18 protein-coding genes are annotated in these 20,274 nt (G+C 71.5%); 6 read left to right on the top strand and 12 right to left on the bottom strand.

Features of this window, described 5'->3' with window-relative positions; translation table 11 throughout:
- Window positions 1-8 precede the first annotated feature (8 nt).
- On the top strand, window positions 9-761 hold the full coding sequence (locus ACIRP2_RS14325; protein WP_404249955.1) for a sirohydrochlorin chelatase: 753 nt from the start codon (window positions 9-11) through the stop codon (window positions 759-761).
- Between the two features lie 48 nt (window positions 762-809).
- Here ACIRP2_RS14325 and ACIRP2_RS14330 read toward each other — a convergent pair whose 3' ends face one another.
- Together ACIRP2_RS14330 and ACIRP2_RS14335 are read right to left on the bottom strand one after the other, a co-directional pair.
- On the bottom strand, window positions 810-1,442 hold the full coding sequence (locus ACIRP2_RS14330; protein WP_404249957.1) for a DsbA family protein: 633 nt from the start codon (window positions 1,440-1,442) through the stop codon (window positions 810-812).
- 68 nt (window positions 1,443-1,510) lie between these two features.
- Complete coding sequence (locus ACIRP2_RS14335) at window positions 1,511-2,095, bottom strand: TIGR03086 family metal-binding protein (protein WP_404249959.1); 585 nt, start codon at window positions 2,093-2,095, stop codon at window positions 1,511-1,513.
- Window positions 2,096-2,445: 350 nt separating this feature from the next.
- Between ACIRP2_RS14335 and ACIRP2_RS14340 the strand changes: the two genes are divergently transcribed.
- Complete coding sequence (locus tag ACIRP2_RS14340) at window positions 2,446-3,315, top strand: aldo/keto reductase (RefSeq protein WP_404249961.1); 870 nt, start codon at window positions 2,446-2,448, stop codon at window positions 3,313-3,315.
- Window positions 3,316-3,398: 83 nt separating this feature from the next.
- Entirely contained in the window at window positions 3,399-4,184 is a 786-nt protein-coding gene (locus tag ACIRP2_RS14345; protein ID WP_404250833.1) for an ABC transporter ATP-binding protein, read from the top strand.
- Window positions 4,185-4,190: 6 nt separating this feature from the next.
- Here the strand turns inward: ACIRP2_RS14345 and ACIRP2_RS14350 are convergent, their stop codons facing one another.
- The 6 genes from ACIRP2_RS14350 to ACIRP2_RS14375 form a co-directional block, all read right to left on the bottom strand.
- Window positions 4,191-4,586, bottom strand: a complete 396-nt coding sequence (locus ACIRP2_RS14350; protein WP_404249963.1) for a DUF4440 domain-containing protein — start codon at window positions 4,584-4,586, stop codon at window positions 4,191-4,193.
- A complete protein-coding gene (locus tag ACIRP2_RS14355) occupies window positions 4,583-5,158 on the bottom strand; it encodes a DUF1697 domain-containing protein (RefSeq protein ID WP_404249965.1) in 576 nt (191 codons plus the stop codon). Before ACIRP2_RS14355 ends, ACIRP2_RS14350 begins: the two co-directional genes overlap by 4 nt.
- A 127-nt stretch (window positions 5,159-5,285) precedes the next feature.
- Window positions 5,286-6,488: a S8 family serine peptidase gene (locus tag ACIRP2_RS14360; RefSeq protein WP_404249967.1), complete on the bottom strand. Its 1,203-nt coding sequence runs from the start codon at window positions 6,486-6,488 to the stop codon at window positions 5,286-5,288.
- Window positions 6,489-6,939: 451 nt separating this feature from the next.
- Entirely contained in the window at window positions 6,940-8,238 is a 1,299-nt protein-coding gene (locus tag ACIRP2_RS14365; RefSeq protein WP_404249969.1) for an ABC transporter substrate-binding protein, read from the bottom strand.
- The gene (locus ACIRP2_RS14370) at window positions 8,238-9,077 is read right to left on the bottom strand and encodes a carbohydrate ABC transporter permease (RefSeq protein ID WP_404249971.1); all 840 of its coding nucleotides are present in this window, start codon (window positions 9,075-9,077) and stop codon (window positions 8,238-8,240) included. Before ACIRP2_RS14370 ends, ACIRP2_RS14365 begins: the two co-directional genes overlap by 1 nt.
- The gene (locus ACIRP2_RS14375) at window positions 9,074-10,024 is read right to left on the bottom strand and encodes a carbohydrate ABC transporter permease (RefSeq protein ID WP_404249973.1); all 951 of its coding nucleotides are present in this window, start codon (window positions 10,022-10,024) and stop codon (window positions 9,074-9,076) included. The genes ACIRP2_RS14370 and ACIRP2_RS14375 overlap by 4 nt, the downstream gene beginning before the upstream one ends.
- 125 nt (window positions 10,025-10,149) lie before the next feature.
- On the opposite strand from ACIRP2_RS14375, the gene ACIRP2_RS14380 reads away from it, so the two are divergent.
- On the top strand, window positions 10,150-11,016 hold the full coding sequence (locus ACIRP2_RS14380) for a phosphotransferase enzyme family protein (RefSeq protein ID WP_404249975.1): 867 nt from the start codon (window positions 10,150-10,152) through the stop codon (window positions 11,014-11,016).
- 88 nt (window positions 11,017-11,104) lie between these two features.
- On the opposite strand, the gene ACIRP2_RS14385 is transcribed toward ACIRP2_RS14380, so the two are convergent.
- Both ACIRP2_RS14385 and ACIRP2_RS14390 read right to left on the bottom strand, forming a co-directional pair.
- Window positions 11,105-11,833 carry a 3'-5' exonuclease gene (locus ACIRP2_RS14385; RefSeq protein WP_404249977.1) on the bottom strand — a complete coding sequence of 243 codons (729 nt, stop codon included), beginning with the start codon at window positions 11,831-11,833 and terminating at the stop codon, window positions 11,105-11,107.
- A gap of 78 nt (window positions 11,834-11,911) precedes the next feature.
- Window positions 11,912-13,144, bottom strand: coding sequence for an SAV2148 family HEPN domain-containing protein (locus tag ACIRP2_RS14390; RefSeq protein ID WP_351073844.1), 1,233 nt, complete (start codon window positions 13,142-13,144; stop codon window positions 11,912-11,914).
- Window positions 13,145-13,499: 355 nt separating this feature from the next.
- On the opposite strand from ACIRP2_RS14390, the gene glgX reads away from it, so the two are divergent.
- Window positions 13,500-15,665, top strand: a complete 2,166-nt coding sequence (gene glgX, locus ACIRP2_RS14395) for a glycogen debranching protein GlgX (protein WP_404249979.1) — start codon at window positions 13,500-13,502, stop codon at window positions 15,663-15,665.
- 157 nt (window positions 15,666-15,822) lie between these two features.
- Complete coding sequence (treY, locus tag ACIRP2_RS14400) at window positions 15,823-18,219, top strand: malto-oligosyltrehalose synthase (protein WP_404249981.1); 2,397 nt, start codon at window positions 15,823-15,825, stop codon at window positions 18,217-18,219.
- On the opposite strand, the gene ACIRP2_RS14405 is transcribed toward treY, so the two are convergent.
- Complete coding sequence (locus ACIRP2_RS14405) at window positions 18,179-19,327, bottom strand: cytochrome P450 (protein WP_404249983.1); 1,149 nt, start codon at window positions 19,325-19,327, stop codon at window positions 18,179-18,181. The two genes, treY and ACIRP2_RS14405, sit on opposite strands and share 41 nt — an antisense overlap.
- Window positions 19,328-19,629: 302 nt before the next feature.
- Window positions 19,630-20,196 carry an FHA domain-containing protein gene (locus tag ACIRP2_RS14410; RefSeq protein WP_404249985.1) on the bottom strand — a complete coding sequence of 189 codons (567 nt, stop codon included), beginning with the start codon at window positions 20,194-20,196 and terminating at the stop codon, window positions 19,630-19,632.
- Window positions 20,197-20,274 lie beyond the last annotated feature (78 nt).

Genomic DNA, 20,274 nt, shown 5'->3' on the forward strand with positions numbered 1-20,274 from the left:
GCCGCACCATGCCCGCCCCGGTACTCCTCGTCATCGCCCACGGCAGCCGCGACCCGCGGCATGCCGCGACCGTGCACGCGCTCACCGCGCGGGTGCGGTCGCTGCGGCCGGGACTGCGCGTGGAGACCGGCTTCCTGGACTTCAACGCGCCGTCGGTGCCCAGGGTGCTGGAGCGGCTGGCCGCGCAGGGAGCGGGGGACGTCATCGCGCTTCCCCTGCTCCTCACGCGGGCCTTCCACGCCAAGTCCGACATCCCGACGGTGCTGCACGAGGCCCGGACCCGCCTGCGCCGGCTGCGCATCGTGCAGGCCGAGGTGCTCGGCCCGTCGCCGTTGCTGAACGCGGCACTGGAGCGGCGGCTGTTCGAAGCCGGGATCCGCCCCGGTGATCGGCGCTCGACCGGGCTCGTCCTGGCGTCGGCGGGCTCCACAGACCCGGAGGCGATCGCAGTGATCGCTGAAATCGCGCGGGAGCTGCGGCACACCGGTTGGTGTTCCGTGCGGCCTGCGTTCGCCTCCGCATCCCTTCCGCGGACCGAGGACGCGGTACGCGCCCTGCGGGCCGAAGGTGTACGACGGGTGGCGGTCGCCCCGTACGTCATCGCACCCGGCCGGCTCCCGGACCGTATCGCCGCGGGAGCCGCCGGCGCGGACGTGCTGGCCGATGTGCTAGGCGCATCGGCGGAGTTGGCGCGACTGCTGCTGACCCGGTACGACGAGGCCCGCGTCCCGCTCGCTCCGCCCGCCTCGCTCAGCGCATAGGGCCGTTCGTTCGGATCACGCCGGACCCGCACGCTCCGGTGCCGTGCCTCAGCCCACGTCGAGGCTGCCGGTGCGGGTGCGCTTGAGCTCGAAGAGATCCGGATTCCCGGCGAGCTCCCGGAAGCTGTCGAAGAGGCGTGCGGCCTTCTCGCCGCGCGGCACGGCTCGCAGGACGGGCCCGAACCAGACCGAGCCGTCGACATGGATCGTGGGCGTACCGACGTAAGCGTCCGCCTCCGGATCCTTGCCGGCGTCGTGGCTGAGCCGCAGCGCCTCGTCGTACGTCTCCGAGTGCGCCGCGGCTGCCAGCGCGGCGGGCAGGCCGAGCTGTGCGAGGGATTGCGCGACCACCTCGTCGAAGTCCTCGTTCTTCTGCTGGTGGATGCGGCTGCCCATGGCGGTGTAGAGATCGCGGAGCACCGCGTCGCCGTGCTCCGCCGCCGCCGCGACGGCGACCCGTACCGGGCCGATCGACCTGTCGACCAGTTCCCGGTACCAGTCGGGGAGTTCATTGCCGATGTTGTGCAGGTGGAGACTCATGACATGGAAGCGGAGCTCGATGTCCCGCTGCTGCTCCACCTCCAGCATCCAGCGGGAGGTGATCCAGGCGAACGGGCAGGCCGGGTCGAAGTAGAAGTCGACGACGGTCCTGCCCGTGTCCGGGGTGCGGTGAGTGGTCATGCGTCGAGCCTAGCCAGGTATTGGCTCTCCCCTCCGGGCCATTCACCGACCGATCCGTTGGGCCATTTTCAGACCCGGCTCCAGTGCGGGTCGCGTCCGCTGCGGGCCAGTGCCCGATCGAGCACCGAAGCCGATCCGGGCACCGTCACCTCGTCGGCGAAGCCGTCGTACTGCCGGTAGAGCTCGGCGGACCCGTCGACGACTTCGAGGAGGTGGGCCGCCGCCGCGTCGGACAGCCGGAACTCCTGCCCGGTGGCCCGTGCCACGTCCCAGGTGTGCAGGGCCGTCTCCTCGAAGAGCATCGCGGCGATCTCGGAGGCCGGGGACGTCGAACCCCCCAGGTCGATCTCGCCCTCCCAGACCGCCGGGTCCGACCAGGCGGCGACGGCGCGGTCCAGCTGAGCCGCGTACGTCTGCGCCCAGTCGGCGTCGGCGGTGAAGTCACGGTTGACGAGTTCGTCCGGGAGGTCCTTGCGCAGGGCGCGGTGCTCCAGACCGTACGAGGTGTAGAGCACCCAGTGGTTGATGAGTCCGCGCAGGTCCCACTCGCCGCAGGGGGTGGTGGGCAGGTCGAGCTGTTCGGCACTGACGGAGCGGGCGATCCGCGCCGCCTCGGCAGCGCATTCGGTCATGTGAGCGTGCTCGTTCTTCATGCGTCCCAGGCTAGAACCGGCCGCTGACAACGGTCTTGAAGAAAGGCGACGCCGATCTCGGACCGCGGATTCGAAAGGCGGCGTCGACGAGAGCGACGAGCTCGGTCACGGGCATCGAACCGGGTTTCGACGGCCTCGGGGCGGTCGAGGACGGGCGGCGGTCGTGACCGTCCTCGGACAGCCGTCCTCCGACGGTGCCGCCGACGGCTCCCGCTCCGACGATGACGCAGCGCATCCCGGCTCCCGTTCCGCGTCCGCACAGGCCGGAACGCCGACCCCGGGGTCGGCAGCACCTCGGCACAGGGCGGGAGGTCGTGGCATCGACCGCGCTCAGTACTACTGTTCCCGTCATGTCTTCCCTGTCACAGCCTCTCGACGATGTGTTCCTGCTCGGCGGCGAACTGCCCGTACGTCGTCTCGGTTACGGCACCGCCCAGCTGACCGGCCCCGGGTACTGGGGGCCGCGCGGTGACCGGCGGGACGCCGTGGCCGTGCTGCGGGCGGCCGTCGAGCAGGGCGTCACGCTCATCGACACGGCCGACAACTACGGACCCGCGCTGGCCGAGGAACTGGTCGCCGAAGCCCTCCACCCGTACCCCCGGGAACTGGTGATCGCGACCAAGGGCGGGGTGGTGCGCACCAGCGACAGCGCCTGGCACGTCGCGGGCCGTCCGGAGCAGCTGCGGGCGATGTGCGAGGCCAGTCTGCGACGGCTGCGGACGGACCGGATCGACCTCTACCAGTTGCACCGGCTGGACCCGGACGTGCCGATGGCCGACCAGTTGGGCGCCCTCGACGCATTGCGGCAGGAGGGTAAGATCCGGTACATCGGTCTGGACACCCTCACCGCCGACCAGCTGGAGCAGGCACTCTCCCTGACCGGGATCGCCTCGGTGCAGAACCGCTTCAACCTGCTCGACCGTTCGTCGGACGCGGTACTGAAGGTGTGCGAGACCCACGGCCTCGCCTTTCTGCCCTGGTTCCCGCTGGCCAACGGCGCTCTGACCGGCGAGGCGGCCACAGCACTCGCCGACATCGCCGATCGGCACGATGCCACCCGCGGGCAGATCGCCCTCGCCTGGCTGCTGCGCCGCTCCCCCGTGCTGTGCCCGACCCCGGGCACCGGTTCGCCCGCCCATCTGACGGAGAACCTGGGAGCCCGTGAGGTCGGTCTGTCGGCCGAGGACATGAGCCGCCTGGAGGCGCTCGCACCCGCATGAAGGAGTTCCGCCGCGTGAGCACACACACCACGGCCGCTGTCCCCGGCCCCGCCGGTGTCCCCGATTCCCCCGCCGCCGTCCCGGTGATCCGGGCCGACGACGTCTCGCTCGTGCGGGACGGCGCCGTCCTGCTCGACTCGGTCTCCCTGATCGTGCGCAGCGGCGAGCACTGGGCCCTGCTGGGGGCGAACGGGGCGGGCAAGAGCACGCTGCTGGGGCTGCTCGGCGCGGTCAACCACCCCACCAGGGGCTCGGTCGAGGTGTTGGGGCGCACGCTGGGGCGGGTCGATCTGCGGGAGCTGCGGTCGATGCTCGGGCATGTGAATCCGCGCCATCCGCTGCGTTCTCCGCTGTCGGTGCACGAGGTGGTGCTGACCGGCCTGACCAACTCGGTCGAGCCGGTCCCGCGCTGGTCCGCGAGCACGGAACAGCGGGCCCGGGCGGAGCGGCTGCTGAAGATGCTCGGCATGGGCGGCAGGACCGGATCGCGCTGGCCCGCGCTCTCGCAGGGTGAGCGGGGACGTACGCTCATCGCCCGCGCGCTGATGCCACGGCCTCGGCTGCTGCTGCTCGACGAGCCGGCAACAGGTCTTGATCTCGCCGCCCGTGAGCAGTTGCTCGACAGTCTGGACGCACTGCGCGAGGAGCATCCGGAGCTGGCGACGGTCCTGGTCACGCACCATCTGGAGGAGCTGCCCGCCTCCACCACGCACGCGATGCTGCTGCGGGGCGGACGGTGTGTGGCGTCGGGCCCGGCCGACGACGTGCTGACCACCGATCAGGTCAGCGACTGCTTCGGACACCCGGTGCGGATCTCCCGTACGGACGGCCGGTGGGCGGCGCGGGCGCAGCGCGTCACCCGTCGCTGAGCGGGCTCAGTCGTCCGTGTCGTCGGCGGCGTTCGCGGCTGCGGCGAACGGCGTGGCCTGGTGGAAGTAGAGCACCCAGCCCGCGTCGGTCAGCCGCCACAGCGAACTGCGGTGGGCGAGGTGCCCCTTCGTCTCGGTGTCGTAGGTGAGGTGGACCAGTTCCGCGTCCAGCTGGAGGCCACGCATCCGGGACGCGGTGAGCGGCCCGGGACGTGGAGCGTCCTCGGCGGTGAGCGAGGCGATCAGCGCGTCGCGGTCCCAGACCCGGCCGGCGGAGTCGATCTCGCGGTACTCGGGGTGCAGCACCTGGGTGAGGAGTTCGGCGGAGGCGCGGACCGCCGGGTCCAGGAGGCGGAGCTCGCCCTCCACGGCCGCGGCCACGCCCGGGGACGGTTCGGTCATGCGCGTGCTCCGTCGTGTGCGGTCCCGGTGGCCGCGGTCATCTCCACCAGCTTGACCACGGTGTTCCAGTTGCGCGAGGTGGCGATGACGCCCTTGTTGAGGGCGGGGCGGGAAAGGGCTTCGGCGAGTTTGGAACGGCCCAGTCCGTCGGGGGCGTAGAGGTAGAGCGCACGGTCGCCGAGGCGGAACTCCTCGGGGAGGAAGGCCGCCGCGTCGATCCCGGCGAAGCGTTCGGCGTCGACCGGCTGCCCGTAGTAGGTGATGTGCAGTTGCCTGCCTTCGAGTTCGCCGGCCGGGAACGGGCAGGCCGCGGCAACTGCCGCGAGGTAGCCGCCGTCCCGGACCAGACAGGGGACCGGGAAACCGAATCGCTTCTCGATGGCCTGCTCCAGTTCGGCGGCGAGTGCGTTCTCGTCGTCCGACGCGCTGCTGAAGACGGCGTTGCCGCTCTGCAGATGGGTACGGACGGATCCGTGGCCGAGTTCGGTGAGCAGTGTGCGCAGTTCGGCCATCGGAACCTTCTTGTGGCCGCCCACATTGATCCCGCGCAACAGCGCCGCGTACATCGTCATGGGCACACCATAGGACGATCCGTCCACGTCGCGCGGCCGCCGCGCCCCGTGGGGGAGGGCGCGGCGGCCGCCGATTCCGTTGCGCCGGGCGTGCGCCGCCCGGTCGCGACTGCGGGGGTCGGGTCGGTTACTCGACGATCTTCAGCAGCTTGTTCGGCGTGCCCTCGGTCGCGTCGGAGATCGCGTCGGGGGTGGCTCCGTCCGTCAGCGCCGTGGCGACCTCCGCCGGGGTGGCGTCCGGGTGTCCGGAGAGGTAGACGGCGGCGGCACCGACGACGTGCGGGGTCGCCATGGAGGTACCGGAGATGGTGTTGGAGCCGTCGTCGCTGTCGTTCCAGGACGAGGTGATGCCCGATCCGGGGGCATAGATGTCCACGATCGAGCCGTAGTTGGAGAACGACGACTGCTCGTCGTCCACCGTGGACGAGGCGACGGTGATGGCCTCCGGGACACGGGCCGGGGAGGTCTCGCTCGCGTCGGAGGATTCGTTTCCGGCGGCCACCGCGAACGTGACTCCGGAGGCGATGGCCTTCTGTACCGCCGCGTCGAGCGCCTCGTCCGCGCCGCCGCCGAGGCTCATATTGGCGACGGAGGGGCCCTCGTGGTGGGCGGTGACCCAGTCGATGCCCGCGACGACCTGCTCGGTGGTGCCCGAGCCGGAGTCGTCGAGGACCCGCACGGCGACGATCTTCGCCTTCTTGGCCACGCCGTACGTCGCACCGGCGATGGTGCCTGCCACATGGGTGCCGTGGCCGTTGCCGTCATCCGCGCTGTCGTCGTCGTCCACCGCGTCGTAGCCCGAGCTGGCCCGGCCCTCGAACTCGTTGTGCGTGGTGCGGACACCGGTGTCGATGACATACGCCGTGACTCCCTCGCCCGCACTGTCCGGGTAGGTGTACGCGTTGTCGCCGGCCGTCTCGGTCTGGTCGATCCGGTCCAGCCCCCAGGACGGCGGGTCGGCCTGGGTGGCGTCGATGTGGAACTTCTTGTTCTGAACCACCTTGGAGACGGCCGGGTCGGCCGCCAGGCGCTTGGCCTCGGTCAGTGACAGACCGCTGGCGGAGAAGCCGTTGATGGCGGAGCTGTAGTTCCGCTTGAGCTTGCCGCCGTACTGCTCGGCGAGCTTCGCCTTGTCGGCCTTGTGATCCAGCATCACGATGTAGCTGCCCGAGACGGCGGTGGCCGCGTCCGCACCATAGACGGTGCCCATCGCGGGGGCGGGTGCGGCTCCGGCGACGGGGCTGCCCAGCAGGGTGACTCCGGCCGCCGCAGCCACGGCGGTCATGGCGGCGGTCAGCTTGATCCGACGTGCGCGCTTGTGAATTGCCATGAAGAGGGGTCTCCTCGTCATTCTTTGTGGGGGGATTGACCCCCGGCCGGAAGATCTCCGGGGGTTGGCTCGAAACCCTCACCCATTGACGCGCTCAGATCAAGGCCTTCATCCGGCTGTGACTTACACAACAAGGCTTCGTAATAAGAAACCGGCCAGCCGTGCTCAAGTCGGGCACCGCCTCCACGACCTCCGTCGCGCGGGCGGAGCCGGCCGCTCCCGCAACGACGACCGGCGTTCTTCGCAAGAGGGAAGGCGGACCACGTCCGGGCACCCGGACGGACGAGGAGTCGACCTGATTCCGCCCCCGCCCTCCGGTCGGCAGATTTGTGGAGGATCGGTCATGTCTCGCCGTCCGGACGTCTCGGTTCCTTTCGTCCGGGCCGGACCGGATCGCCGAGGGGCACGCACCCGGCCCGGCCCGAACGGGAGGCCGGCTGTACCCGACCCGTCAGCGCTGGTAGCGGGCCAGCACCCGGTTTCCGTCGTCCACCAGACGTTTCCTCAGCTCCTCGGCGCCGATCGCCCCGCTGTAGTACTCCTGGAGGGCCGGTGTGGCGACCTTGTCCTTCCACTCCGGGTAGCCGCGGACCGACTGCGCGGGGGCCGGGCGGAGCGCCTTCGCGACCGCGACACCGGTCGCCCAGCCGTCCTTGTCGGTGTGCAGGGCCGGGTCCGCGAGTGCCTCGGTGCCGGTCGGGAGCATCCAGTCCCCCTCGGCCAGTCGCACCATGTTCCGCGGCCGCAGCAGGAAGTCGATGAACCGCGCGGCTTCCTTCTTGTGCGGGCTGGCCTGCGAGACGGAGAGGGTCTGCGGGCTCACCCCCTGGGCGAGCCCGCCGCTGCCCGCGGGCGCGGGCAGCACCGTCCACTCGAAGCCCTCGGGGGCCTGTTCGACGACCTGTTGACGGTACGAGAAGCCGAGCGGAACCATCGCGTACTTGCCGCCGAAGAACCCGGGCAGCGTGTCGGAGCCGCCCATGCCGAGCGCGGTGCGGGCGGCACTGCGATCGGTCTCGACCTGGTCGCGAATGGTGTCGGGGACGATCTGGTCACCCTTCTCCGAACGGATGGTGACCTTGCCGTCGGCTCCGCGGTGGAAGAGCCGGCCGCCGGCGGAGAGCCCGAGGTTGAGGGTGACGGAGACCGGCTCCTTGAGCGGCCAGGCCACGCCGTACCTCCCCTTGCCCGTCAGTTCCTTGGTGACCTGGCGGAACTCGGCCCAGCTCCAGGGGCTGTCGGGGGTCGGGGTGCGTACGCCCGACTCCTTGAGGATCCGGGTGTTGGCGATCAGGACGCGGGGCTCCTGGAGGAACGGCACTCCGTAGACGCCGTCGCCGAAGGTGGTGGTCCGCCAGCTCTCCTGCGGGATGTCGGCGGTCAGCCGGTCCGGGAGGAGCGTGCGCAGATCGGCGAGGTAGCCGCCGTACGCGAAGTCGGCGAGGTCGTCGGAGGCGTCATGGATGACGTCCGGCGCCTCGTCGCCCTCGAAGGAGGTGAGCAGCTGGTCGTGGACGGTGTCCCAGCTGCCCTGGACGTAGGTGACATGGATGTCGGGGTGGGTTTCGTTCCACTCCTTCACCAGTTGCTTGTTGGCGTCGACGGACTCCTTCTGCCAGGCAAGCGACTGGAAGCTGAGCTCGGTCCGTCCGCTGCCGTCCCCGTCGCCACCCGTGCCCGCGCAGCCCGTGAGCAGCAGGGCCAGCGCGGTGAACACGGCGGCGGCCGCCGTCCTTGCCGGAGCGGGCATCAGCTCTTCACCGCCCCGGCCAGCAGGGAGCCCGTGATCCGCCGCTGGATGATCGCGAAGACGACCAGCGAGGGCAGGGTCGCGAGGAACGCGGCGGCGGCGAGCGGCCCGAGATCGGCCGCTCCCTCCGCGCCGATGAAGTGGGTCAGCACGACCGGCAAGGTCTGTTTCTCCGGTGTCTTGAGCAGGACGAGCGCGAAGAAGAACTCGTTCCATGCGGTGATGAACGCGAAGAGCGCGGTGGCGACGATGCCGGGGGCCAGCAGCGGTGCGGTGACCGAGACCAGTGTCCGCAGCCGGCCCGCGCCGTCGACCGAGGCGGCCTCTTCGAGTTCCGTGGGCACGGCCCGCACGTAGCCGGTCAGCATCCACAGCGCGAAGGGCAGCGCCCAGACGACGTACACCATGACCAGACCCCACAGGGAGTTGATCAGATGGAGACGCTTCAGGACCAGGAAGAGCGGAATGATCAGCAGCACGAACGGGAACGCCTGGCTGATCACGACCCAGCCGGTGGTGGCCGTCGAGAGCCTGGAGCGACGGCGGGCCGTCACATAGGCCATGGGCGTGGCGATGACGACCGCGACGAGGGCGGCGCAGAGCGCGGCGGTCAACGAGTTGCCGGCGGCCTGGAGCAGTGGCTGTTCGTCGAACGCCTTGCGGAAGTTGTCCAGCGTCGGGTGCTCGGGAATCCAGGTCGGGTGCAGGGAACCCAGTTCCCTCGCCGGTTTGAAGGCGGTGGAGACCAGCCACAGGAACGGGAACGCGAGAAAGACGAGGTAGCCGAGCAGCGCGACGTACTGTCCGGCCCGCACGGATCCGCCGGCACGTACGCTCACCGGTCCTCGCCTCCCCCGAGCCGGCCGACGAGACGCACCGCGAGGATCACGGAGATCACCGCGACCATCACACAGCCCATCGCGGCGGCGTAGCCGAACTGTCCGTAGCGGAAGGCCTCTTCGTACGCGAAGAGCATCGGCAGCCGGGTTCGGCCACCGGGTCCGCCGTTGGTCAGCACGTAGACCAGGGCGAAGGCGTTGAAGTTCCAGATGAAATTGAGCGCGGTGATCGAGAGCGCGACAGGTCTGAGCACGGGCCAGGTGACGGTGCGGAAGCGGCGCCAGGCGCCGGCCCCGTCCAGTGCGGCCGCCTCGTGAAGTTCGTGCGGGGTGTTCTGCAGCCCGGCCAGCAGGGCGACGGTGGTCTGCGGCATGCCGGCCCAGACGCCCACCACGATCACGGCGGGCAGCGCGGTGGCGAGCCCGGTGAGCCAGTCCCGGCCGTCGCCGATGCCGAGATCGCGCATGGTCTCGTTGAGGACGCCCGCGTCCGGATGGTAGACGAGCCGCCACATGATGCCGACGACCACCTCGGGCATCGCCCACGGAATGATCGCCAGCGCCCGCGCCAGCCAGCGCAGCCGCAGATTCTGGTCGAGCAGCAGGGCGAGGCCGAGCGCCAGCACGAACTGCGGGACGGTGACACCGACCGCCCACAGCAGGCCGATACGGAACGACTCCCAGAAGAGGGCGTCGTGCAGCAGGTCCTGGAAGTTCAGCCCGCCCACCCACTGGGTGGAGACCGTGCGGCCGGACTGGGCGTCGGTGAAGGCCAGCGCGATGCCGTAGAGGAGCGGGCCGACGCTGAGGATCAGGATCGGGATCAGCGCGGGCAGCACCAGGAACCAGGACCCCGCGCTCCGGCCGTTCGTCCGGAGCGTCCTGCCGGGCGGGCCACCGGTCGGGCCGCGCCTCCCGGTTCGTACGGTTGCAGTCGCCAATGTCATGAATTCGCCCCCTTGCGTCATTCGATCGGTTACATACCGTTCTGGCCGCTCAGGTGGCCCCCGTCATCGTGCTGACGGTCCATCGGTTCGTCAAGCGGGCCTGCACGGATGCGAAAATCGGAGGCATGAACGAGATGCGTGCGCGCGAGGTGCTGAGCGCTGCCGGGCTGCCCGGCGGTGCGGAGCTGCTCGCGCTGGGTGAGAACGCGGTGTTCGCCGTGGACGACCTGGTCGTCAAGGTCGGCCGGGACGCCGTGCGGAACCCGGAGCTTCGGGACCGGGCCGAGCGCGAGGTGGCTGTCGCGCAGTGGCTGGCCGCCTCCGGGGTGCCCGCCGTACGGGCCGCGGAGCCCTCGGCACGGCTGGTGGAGGGTCACCCGGTGACCCTCTGGCACCGGCTGCCCGACGCCGTACGCCCGGCCGAGCCGCAGGATCTGGCGCCCCTGCTCACCTTGGTCCACGCGCTGCCCGCCCCGGACGGTTTCACCCTTCCGCGCCGTGAGCTGCTGGGCGGGGTCGAGCGCTGGCTGCGGCTCGCGGGCGATGCGATCGACCCGGCCGACGCCGACTATCTGCGTGACCGCCGCGACGGCTTCGCCGCGGCCGCGGCCGCGCTGGTCCCCCATCTTCCGCCCGGCCCGATCCACGGCGACGCGCTTGCCCGGAATGTCCACGTCGGCCCGGACGGGCCGGTGCTGGTCGATCTGGAGACCTTCTCCGCGGATCTGCGCGAGCACGATCTGGTGGTGCTCGCGCTGTCCCGGGACCGGTACGGGCTGGCGGCCGAGGCGTACGACGCCTTCACCGCCGCCTACGGCTGGGACGTCCGCGCATGGGACGGCTGCGCGGTGCTGCGCGGGGCACGGGAGACGGCCAGCTGCGCCTGGGTGTCCCAGCACGCGCCGACCAACCCGAAGGCCCTCGCGGAGTTCCGCCGCCGGGTGGCGTCGCTGCGCGACGGCGACACCGCGGTGCGATGGTATCCGTTCTGACGCCGTGACCACGACCGCCCGGCGGCCGTCGCACCCCCGGCCACCGGACGGGCTCGCAGGAGGCCCCGGGCCGGACGGGCCCGGAGCCTCAGCCCGTCACCCGGGCCGGCTCCCGCAGCGGCCAGTGGCCGTCCACCACCGCGTCCGCCGTGCCCTTGCGGCGCAGGAACTGCTGGAAGTCGGCCGCCCATTGCGCGTACCACTCCACCTGGCGTTCATGCAGCTCGGCGGCGGTCAGCCCGGCCACCGACGCGTGCCGCTCGGCTATCGCGTACGCCACCCGGACCGCGGCCAGCGCGTCCGCCCCCGCGTCATGGGCACCGCCGTGCACCACGCCGTACTCGACGCAGACCGCTTCGAGGGTGCGCTTGCCCTTGCGGTAGCGGTCGACGGCCCGGTCGATGGTGTACGGGTCGACGACGGGTCCGATCCCCGCCCCGTCGAGCCGGTCGCTCAGCGACGGCAGCCCGTGCCGCCGGAGCTCCGCCGTCAGCAGCGTCAGGTCGAAGGCCGCGTTGTACGCGACGACCGGGACACCCTGGCGCCAGTAACCGGTGAGCGTCTCGGCGATCTCGTCGGCCACCTCGCGCACCGGCCGGCCCTCCGCCGCCGCGCGCTCGCTGCTGATGCCATGGATCGCCGAGGCCTGTGCGGGAATCCGGACGCCCGGATCCGCCAGCCAGCTGCGCTGCCGCACCGGCTCCCCGTCCCGGCCCGCGACGCCGACGACCGCGGCCGTCACGATCCGGGCCTCCAGCGGTTCCGTACCCGTCGTCTCCAGGTCGAAGCCGACCAGCGCCTCCCGGTGCCAGCTCATTCCGTACCTCCTTCGTGATGCTCTCCCCCAGGTGACGACCACCCTCGCACGCACCACTGACAACGGAGCGGGAGCCCCTCAGGAGACGGGCCGGGAGTCCGTCCACACGGACTCGAATTCCTCTCGGTACGTCTCGAACAGCCCGTGCTCGTTGTCCTGACCCGCCCGGACCACCGCGCGCCCGCCGCCCCGCAGCACCAGCACGGGTGCCTCCATGCCGCGTGCGCGCCGCAGATACGGCTGGACGACCCCGACCGCGTCCGTTCCGTCGCCGTCGACCAGATAGGCCGTGAAGCGCGGTGTCTCGTCGAAGACATGGATCTCGAAGGCGCCCGGGTCACGGAGCTTGGAGCGGACCCGGCGCATGTGAAGGATGTTCATCTCCACCGACCGGCTCAGCTCGCCCTTCTTGAGACCCAGTTCCCGTTCCCGGCGCTTGACCGCGCTGCTCGCCGGGTTGATGAAGAGCAGCCGGACCCGGCAGCCCGACTCGGCGAGCCGGATCAGCCTGCGGCCGGAGAAGTTCTGCACGAGCAGGTTGAGTCCTATGCCGATCGCGTCGAGACGGCGCGAACCGCCGAAGAGATCCTCGGCCGGCAGCTGGCGCTGCAGGCGCACCCGGTCGGAGTGGACGGAGACCACGTCCGCGTAGCGGTCGCCGACCAGTTCCTCGACTGCGTCGACCGGCAGCCGGTCGGACGACGGGACCGCGGCGCCACTGCCCAGGATCTCCAGGAGACGGGCGGAGGCGCGCTCGGCCTGGGCGAGAACCGCTTCGTTCAGGGCGCGGTTGCGGGAGACCACATTGCGGGCGACCTCCAGTTCGTCGAGCGCCAGCTCGACCTCGCGCCGGTCGTCGAAGTACGGCTCGAAGCACGGCCAGTGCTGAACCATCAGCTCGCGCAGCTGCGGCAGCGTGAGGAAGCTGAGCACGTTGTCGTCGGCCGGGTCCAGCAGATAGCCCTTGCGGCGCGAGACCTCGCGCACGGCCACGGCGCGCTGCACCCACTCCTGTCCGGCCGGCCCGGCGGCGGCCACCACCCAGTCCTCGCCATGGACCGGCTCGTAGATGGGCCGGAGCACCGCGGCGACCACGGCGCGCAGCCGCTGCTCCACGAGATTGAGCCAGATGTAGGCACGTCCGGCCCGTTGGGCACGCGTGCGCACCTCGCTCCAGGCGTCCGCTCCCCAGTCCAGTTCCGCGCCGATCTCCATGGGCTGCGCAAGTGAGACCGCCCCTGGCGGGGCATCGGTGGATTCCCCCTCGTGACCTGCGTCACCTGGGGGCAGCTCGAACCCTCCCGAGCTCAACCGCGCACCGCCTTCCACTCCCCCACCAACGATCAAGGAAGGGTACTCCGCGAGCGGGAGCCGGTGCAGCCGGATGCACAGGCTGCTTGCTCAACTCCCCTACGACGTACGCATGTTCCTGGAGGCAAGATCTGCCGTAGTGAGCGGATTCATAGTGATTGAGCACCCCGTCCGGGGCCCGGCACGGGGCCTGCGGCCGAATCGGGGCTCCGGATTCCGGTTTTGGGCGACACGGAGGGGCCCGATGTTGACCGGACCGCGCGACGTCCTAGGTAGCCGCACCTCTTTCGGGGAAGATCTGGCTCAAGCAGCCCGCAAGGCCCCAGGCACCCGGATCAGAAGTGGAAGAGAACCTATGCAGGTCTGGCCGGGACAGGCGTATCCGCTCGGCGCCACGTACGACGGCGCCGGGACCAACTTCGCGGTCTTCTCGGAGGCCGCCGGCCGAATCGAGTTGTGCCTGCTGCACGACGACGGTTCCGAGACCGCGGTGGAGCTCAGGGAGACCGATGCCTTCGTCCGCCATGCCTATCTTCCCGGGGTGATGCCCGGTCAGCGGTACGGGTTCAGGGTCCACGGGCCCTACGAACCGGAGCGCGGTGCCCGCTGCAATTCGGCGAAACTGCTGCTCGACCCGTACGCCAGGGCGGTCGCCGGGCAGATCCGGTGGGGCGAGGCGGTGTACGGCTACCCCTTCGGCCGCCCCGACGCGCGCAACGATCTCGACTCGGCGCCGCACACCATGACCTCGGTCGTGGTCAACCCCTACTTCGACTGGGGCGACGACCGGCGCCCCCGTACCGACTACCACCGCACGGTGATCTACGAGGCCCATGTGAAGGGCCTGACGATGCTCCATCCGGGGCTGCCGAAGGAACTGCGCGGCACCTACGCGGGACTGGCCCATCCCGAGGTGATCGCCCATCTGACGGAACTGGGGGTCACCGCGATCGAGCTGATGCCGGTGCACCAGTTCGTCCAGGACCACCGGTTGGCGGACGCGGGGCTGGCCAATTACTGGGGCTACAACACCATCGGGTTCTTCGCCCCGCACAACGCGTACGCCTCCTGGGGCGACCGCGGCGAGCAGGTGCTGGAGTTCAAGCAGGCCGTGAGGGCGCTGCACCAGGCCGGCATCGAGGTGATCCTCGACGTCGTCTACAACCACACCGCGGAGGGCAACCACCTGGGTCCGACGCTCTCCTTCCGGGGCCTGGACAACGCCTCGTACTACCGCCTCGCGGACGACCAGCGGTACTACATGGACACCACGGGGACCGGGAACTCCCTGCTGATGCGGTCGCCCCACGTACTCCAGCTGATCATGGACTCCCTGCGGTACTGGGTCACGGAGATGCACGTGGACGGCTTCCGCTTCGACCTGGCGGCCACCTTGGCCCGCCAGTTCCACGAGGTGGACCGGCTGTCCTCGTTCTTCGATCTGGTGCAGCAGGACCCGGTGGTCAGCCAGGTGAAGCTGATCGCCGAGCCGTGGGACGTGGGCGAGGGCGGCTACCAGGTGGGAAACTTCCCGCCGCTGTGGACCGAGTGGAACGGCAAGTACCGGGACACCGTGCGGGACCTGTGGCGGGGCGAGCCGAGGACCCTCGCCGAGTTCGCCGGACGGCTGACGGGCTCGTCGGACCTGTACCAGGACGACGGACGGCGGCCGCTCGCCTCGATCAACTTCACCACCTGCCACGACGGATTCACGCTGCACGACCTGGTCTCGTACAACGAGAAGCACAACGAGGCGAACGGCGAGGGGAACCGGGACGGCGAGAGCCACAACCGGTCCTGGAACTGCGGTGCGGAGGGCGAGACGGACCAGCCGGAGGTGCTGGATCTGCGGATGCGGCAGATGCGGAACTTCATCGCCACGCTGATGGTGTCGCAGGGCGTGCCGATGCTGAGCCACGGCGACGAGTTCGCGCGCACGCAGTGGGGCAACAACAACGCGTACTGCCAGGACAGCGAGTTGTCGTGGGTGCGCTGGCCCGAGCCGGACGAGGCCCCGGGGAGCGACGCGGACGAGGACGCAATGGACGAGGGGGACGGCCTCGGGAGCAGCCTGCTGGAGTTCACCCGGGCGATGGTCTGGCTCCGCCGCGACCATCCGGTCTTCCGGCGCCGCCGGTTCTTCCACGGGCGCCCGGTCGAGGGCACGCACGACGAGCTCTCGGACATCGCCTGGTTCACGCCCGAGGGCGGCGAGATGACGCAGCGGGACTGGCAGGCCGCGCACGCCAAGGCACTGACGGTCTTCCTCAACGGTCACGCGATCTCGGAACCGGGGCCGCGCGGCGAACGGATCTCCGACGACTCGTTCCTGCTGATGTTCAACGCGAGCGCCGACACGCTGGATTTCTCGGTTCCGGTGAATCACGGCCGGCAGTGGACGGTGGTGGTCGACACGGCACGTCCGGCCGGGGTGCTCCCCCGCTCGGGGCCGAAGGTGTCGGCGGGCGAACGGGTGACGCTGGTCGGGCGGAGCATGGCGGTGCTGCAGCGCCCCGCGTAGGGCCGGGTCCGACGGCCCTCGGTCGGCCGGGGACCGGTGACCCGCGCGGGTGCCGGTCCGGGGCCGACGGCCCGTCCGGCGACCGGCCGCACCGCCGGTCGAGCCCTTTGCGGCGCTGCGTGACACAGAAGGCCGCGGGCTGGGTACGTAACGGCGCATGACGCCCACCGCCACCTACCGGCTCCAGCTCCAGCCGGACTTCCCGTTCTCGGCCGCCGCTCGCGCCGTACCGTATCTCGCCGCGCTCGGCGTCTCCCATCTGCATCTCTCCCCCGTGCTCGAGGCCGTGCCCGGCTCCAGACACGGATACGACGTCGTCGACCACTCCCGGGTGCGCGGCGAACTCGGCGGTGAGGAAGGGCTGCGGGAGCTGGCCCGTACGGCGCGTGCGCACGGTCTCGGGCTGGTGGTGGACATCGTGCCGAACCACATGGCGGCCGTCCCGCGCCACAACCACGCCCTGTGGGAGGTGCTGCGCGAAGGCCCCGGATCCCCGTACGCCCGCTGGTTCGACATCGACTGGGCCGCGGGGGACGGCAAGGTGCTGCTGCCGGTGCTCGCCGGACGGATCGGCGACGAGCTCGACGGGCTCCGGGTCGACGGCGAGGTGCTGCGCCACGGCGAGCAGGAGTTCCCGCTCCGGGCCGGTACCGCCCGCCTGCCGCTGCCCGAGCTGCTGGATGCCCAGCACTACCGGCTCGGCTGGTGGCGGCTGGCCCGTACCGAGCTGAACTACCGGCGGTTCTTCACCATCTCCGACCTCATCGGCGTGCGGGTGGAGGACCCGGAGGTCTTCGCGGCCACCCACGGCAAGATCCTCGAACTGATGCGGGACGGGGTCGTCGACGGGCTGCGCATCGACCACCCGGACGGACTCGCCGAGCCGGCGGCCTATCTGGAGCGGCTCTCGGCGGCGACCGGCGGACGGTGGACGGTGGTGGAGAAGATCCTCACCGGCTGCGAACCGCTGCCCACCGACTGGGCGGTCGCGGGAACCACCGGGTACGACGCGCTGCACCGTGTCGACGGAGTCTTCGTCGACCCGATGGGCGCCGCGGAGCTGGTCGGCCACTACCGCGCGTACGCGCGCCCCGCCGAGGGGCGCGGCGGTGACTGGGCGGCGACGGTCCGCCGGGCCGCGTACCGGGTGGTGACGCACGAACTGGCCGCCGAGACCGCGCTGCTGACCCGGCTCGCCGTACGCGTCTGCGCCGAGGACCCGCTCCTGCGCGACCACGCCCCGTGGACGCTGCACACCGCCGTGCGCGAACTGCTCGTACGGGTGCCCGTCTACCGCCCGTACGCCACGGCTGGGGGACCTCGCACGGAGTCTGCGCAGGCGGCGCTCCCGGATTCGGCCGTACGGGACGCCAAGGCGGTGTTCTCCGTCCCGGAGGAGGCGTCGGCCGTCGACGTCGTGCGGGATCTGGCGCTGGGGCGGCTGGGTGAGGGGGCCGACCGGTCCGCGTTCTGTGCCCGGTTCGCCCAGACCGCGTCCGCGTTGCACGCCAAGTCGGTCGAGGACATGGCGTTCTACCGGTACGTACCGCTGATCTCGGCGAACGAGGTGGGCGGCGACCCCGGGCGGCCGGCGGTGGCGCCGGAGGAGTTCCACGCGTTCTGCGCCGGGCGGGCGCGCGGCCTGTCGGCCACGGGCACGGCTCTGACCACCCACGACACCAAGCGGAGCGCCGACGTACGGGCCCGGATCGCGGTGCTGACCCAGTGTCCGGAGCAGTGGGCCGAACTGCTGGTGGAGCTGGGACGGCTGACTCCCGCGACCGCGCCCGACGCGCAGCTCGCCTGGCAGGCCTGGCAGACCGCCTTCGGATGCGCGACGGTGCCGGCCCGGGAGATCGCGGGCCGGCTGGAGCCCGGCCTGCTCAAGGCGGTCCGCGAGGCGGGGCTCTTCACCAGCTGGACGGAGCCGGATCCGGTGTACGAGAGGGCGGTGACGGACTTCGTCGCGGCGGGACCGGCCGCCGACACCGGTCCGGCGCGCGAGGCGCTGGAGCGGTTCGCGGACACGCTCGATCCGCACGTCCGGGCCAATGTGCTGGGCGCGGCGCTGGTCCAGCTGACGATGCCGGGGGTACCGGACCTGTACCAGGGCACGGAGCGGGAGTACGTGGCGCTGGTCGACCCGGACAACCGGCGGCCGTTCACCCATCCGTCCGAGGAGAGGCCCCTCGGTGAGAAGGGCGACCTCACCGCGGCGGCGTTGCGGCTGCGGCGCGAACGGCCCGGGGTGTTCGGCGAGTCGGGTACGTACGCCCCGCTGGACGCCCGTGGGCCGGCGGCCGCGCACTGTCTGGCCTTCTGCCGCTCGGGCGACGTGGTCACCGCGGTGACCAGGCTCTCGTTGCGGCTGGCGGAGTCGGGCGGCTGGCGCGGGACGGAACTGACGCTGCCGGACGCCGGGCCGTGGGCCGATCTGCTGGCACCCGGCCGGGAGTTCACCGGTCCCACGCTCGCGGCGGCCGAGCTCTTCGCCGACCGTCCGGTGGCGCTGCTCAGCCGGGCCGGACGAGAAGGGCCCGCGGCCCGCGCGTGAGCAGTCCGGTGCCGGCCGGGCGGAAGCCCTCCGCCCAGCGGAGCCGGGGCATCGCGTCGAGCAGGGCGCGCAGGCCCTGCCGCGCCTCCAGCCGGCCGAGCACAACGGCCGGGCAGCCGGCGGGTCCGGTGAGCGAACTGCCCTGGTCGTGACGGAAGGGGTCGTAGAGGTCGGGGGCGAAGAACCGTTCCGGATCGCGGCCCGCCGAGCCGATCAGACAGGCGACGGGAGCCCCGGCGGGCAGCGTGCCGCCGCTGAGGGTGACCTCGGTGACGGTGCGGCGCAGCACGATCTGCACGGGCGGGTCGCGGCGCAGCGACTCGGTCCAGGCCCGGTCGGCCAGGGCCGGTTCGGCGCGCAGTGCGGCCAGGAGATCGGGTGCGTCCAGGAGATTGGCCAGGAAGGAGGCGAGCGCCGTCTCGCGGAGGCCGGTGTGGCGGATGCAAGGGCTGACGGTACTCCCGATGCCGGTGCGCAGCCGGGTGACGTACGTGCGGGTGGGCGCTTCGGCGGTGGAACCGGCGGGCAGCCAGCGGCAGAACTCCTCGACGAGGTCGGCCTGCGGGCGGCCCGCGATGCGGCGCGCCAGTACGTAGGCGGTGCGCTCGATCCGCTCTGCCGTGTGACGTGTCACCGGTCCGGGTCCGGGTCCGGCCGTGTGCCGTGGCACCGGCCCCGGGGCCGTACCGGCACGTTGCGCCGCCCGTGGGTCCCCCATGTGACATGGCACCGGTCCGGGATCCGTCGTGCCACGTGGCCCCGGTCCGGTCGCGGTCCCGCCCTGTCCGTGCGGCGTGCACAGGTGACTGCCGTGGCAGAGCCCGAGGGGTGCGGGGCCGCCGCGCGGCGCACCGTCGTGCGGGAATCCGGTGAACCGGGGGTCGCCGAGGGCCGTGGTCACATCCGCGTAGCGGCTGACCAGCCAGGCGCCCAGGGGCGCGTCGTAGCTGAGCGGGTACTTCTCGCGCAGGACGCGATAGAGCCGGTACGGGTCGTGCGCGGCGCCGGGGGCGAGCAGGCTGGGGCCGGCGCCGGGGCGGGATCCGCGCGCCGTACGGCCGGACCGGCGGCCGGGTGCCGGTATGCCTTCGGGCGCGTCGGCCTGCATCCGTACCCCCGGTGCGTCAGGGCGCCGGTCTGCGGCGCGGTTCCTCACCAGGGGATCACCGACGAAGGCGTCACGCAGTCGGCGTACGGCCGTCCGGGTGACGGCGACGCCGAACCGGCCGATGTGGCCCGCCATGTCCACGCCCACCCGACGCGCTCTCCGAGGCGGTCGGCGAAGCGTTCCTCACCCTCGCCGGACGTGGTCCGCACCGGCAGTCCTGATCCGGCAGCCGCCGGGGTCCCGGAGGTTCGGACCGACCGGCGAACGGCAGGCGGCGTCGCGGGGCCATGTGCCGGTGGGTCTCAGGCGGGGGGTCCGAGGACGGGTGCGGAGAGCCGGAAGCTCATCCGGCCGAAGCTCACCTGGTCCCCCTCGCGGACCGGGACCGTACCGATGACCCGCTGCCCGTTGACACAGGTGCCGTTGGTCGAACCGAGGTCGCGCAGCAGCCAGTGTCCGCCCTGCGCGGTGAGTTCGGCGTGGAGCCGGGAGACGGTCTCGTGGTTGAGCCGCAGCCCGTTGCCCGGATCGCGGCCTATCAGCAGCGGGTACGGGCTGGGTGCGGGGAGCAGGAGCTTCGGGAGCCGTTCGGTCTGCCAGACCCGGCGCACCCGGCCGGGGAAGCCGGACACCCCGCTCACGACCCGGAGCATCCGCCGCGACCAGCGGCCCCTGCTCCTCAGGTCGGCGGTGAGCGCCTCCAGTTCCTCCGGGTGCCGGGCGACGAGCGCCAGTTCCATGCGTCGCATGAAGGTGTCGTGGGACAGCATGCCCTGGGCCGCGCCGTCTCTGAGTACGCCGAGAACACGGTCGCGCTGGGCGTCGGACAGCCGCGCGGGATACGTGTGGGACTCGAAGGAGGACGTCACCCGACCAATTGTCGGGTCGACCGCCCCGGAGTGTCCAGAACGGACCCGCTTTCCGTGCTCCTGATCTGCGGGGAGCGC

The organism is Streptomyces sp. NPDC101194 (assembly GCF_044767885.1).
Taxonomy (GTDB): Bacteria; Actinomycetota; Actinomycetes; order Streptomycetales; family Streptomycetaceae; genus Streptomyces.

What these genes read in the sequence shown, in the direction of transcription:
- ACIRP2_RS14325 (WP_404249955.1), top strand. Translation starts at nt 9, where the DNA reads ATGCCCGCCCCGGTACTCCTCGTCATCGCCCACGGCAGCCGCGACCCG.
- ACIRP2_RS14330 (WP_404249957.1), bottom strand. Translation starts at nt 1,442, where the DNA reads ATGACCACTCACCGCACCCCGGACACGGGCAGGACCGTCGTCGACTTC.
- ACIRP2_RS14335 (WP_404249959.1), bottom strand. Translation starts at nt 2,095, where the DNA reads ATGAAGAACGAGCACGCTCACATGACCGAATGCGCTGCCGAGGCGGCG.
- ACIRP2_RS14340 (WP_404249961.1), top strand. Translation starts at nt 2,446, where the DNA reads ATGTCTTCCCTGTCACAGCCTCTCGACGATGTGTTCCTGCTCGGCGGC.
- ACIRP2_RS14350 (WP_404249963.1), bottom strand. Translation starts at nt 4,586, where the DNA reads ATGACCGAACCGTCCCCGGGCGTGGCCGCGGCCGTGGAGGGCGAGCTC.
- ACIRP2_RS14355 (WP_404249965.1), bottom strand. Translation starts at nt 5,158, where the DNA reads ATGACGATGTACGCGGCGCTGTTGCGCGGGATCAATGTGGGCGGCCAC.
- ACIRP2_RS14360 (WP_404249967.1), bottom strand. Translation starts at nt 6,488, where the DNA reads ATGGCAATTCACAAGCGCGCACGTCGGATCAAGCTGACCGCCGCCATG.
- ACIRP2_RS14365 (WP_404249969.1), bottom strand. Translation starts at nt 8,238, where the DNA reads ATGCCCGCTCCGGCAAGGACGGCGGCCGCCGCCGTGTTCACCGCGCTG.
- ACIRP2_RS14375 (WP_404249973.1), bottom strand. Translation starts at nt 10,024, where the DNA reads ATGACATTGGCGACTGCAACCGTACGAACCGGGAGGCGCGGCCCGACC.
- ACIRP2_RS14380 (WP_404249975.1), top strand. Translation starts at nt 10,150, where the DNA reads ATGAACGAGATGCGTGCGCGCGAGGTGCTGAGCGCTGCCGGGCTGCCC.
- ACIRP2_RS14385 (WP_404249977.1), bottom strand. Translation starts at nt 11,833, where the DNA reads ATGAGCTGGCACCGGGAGGCGCTGGTCGGCTTCGACCTGGAGACGACG.
- glgX (WP_404249979.1), top strand. Translation starts at nt 13,500, where the DNA reads ATGCAGGTCTGGCCGGGACAGGCGTATCCGCTCGGCGCCACGTACGAC.
- treY (WP_404249981.1), top strand. Translation starts at nt 15,823, where the DNA reads ATGACGCCCACCGCCACCTACCGGCTCCAGCTCCAGCCGGACTTCCCG.
- ACIRP2_RS14405 (WP_404249983.1), bottom strand. Translation starts at nt 19,327, where the DNA reads ATGCAGGCCGACGCGCCCGAAGGCATACCGGCACCCGGCCGCCGGTCC.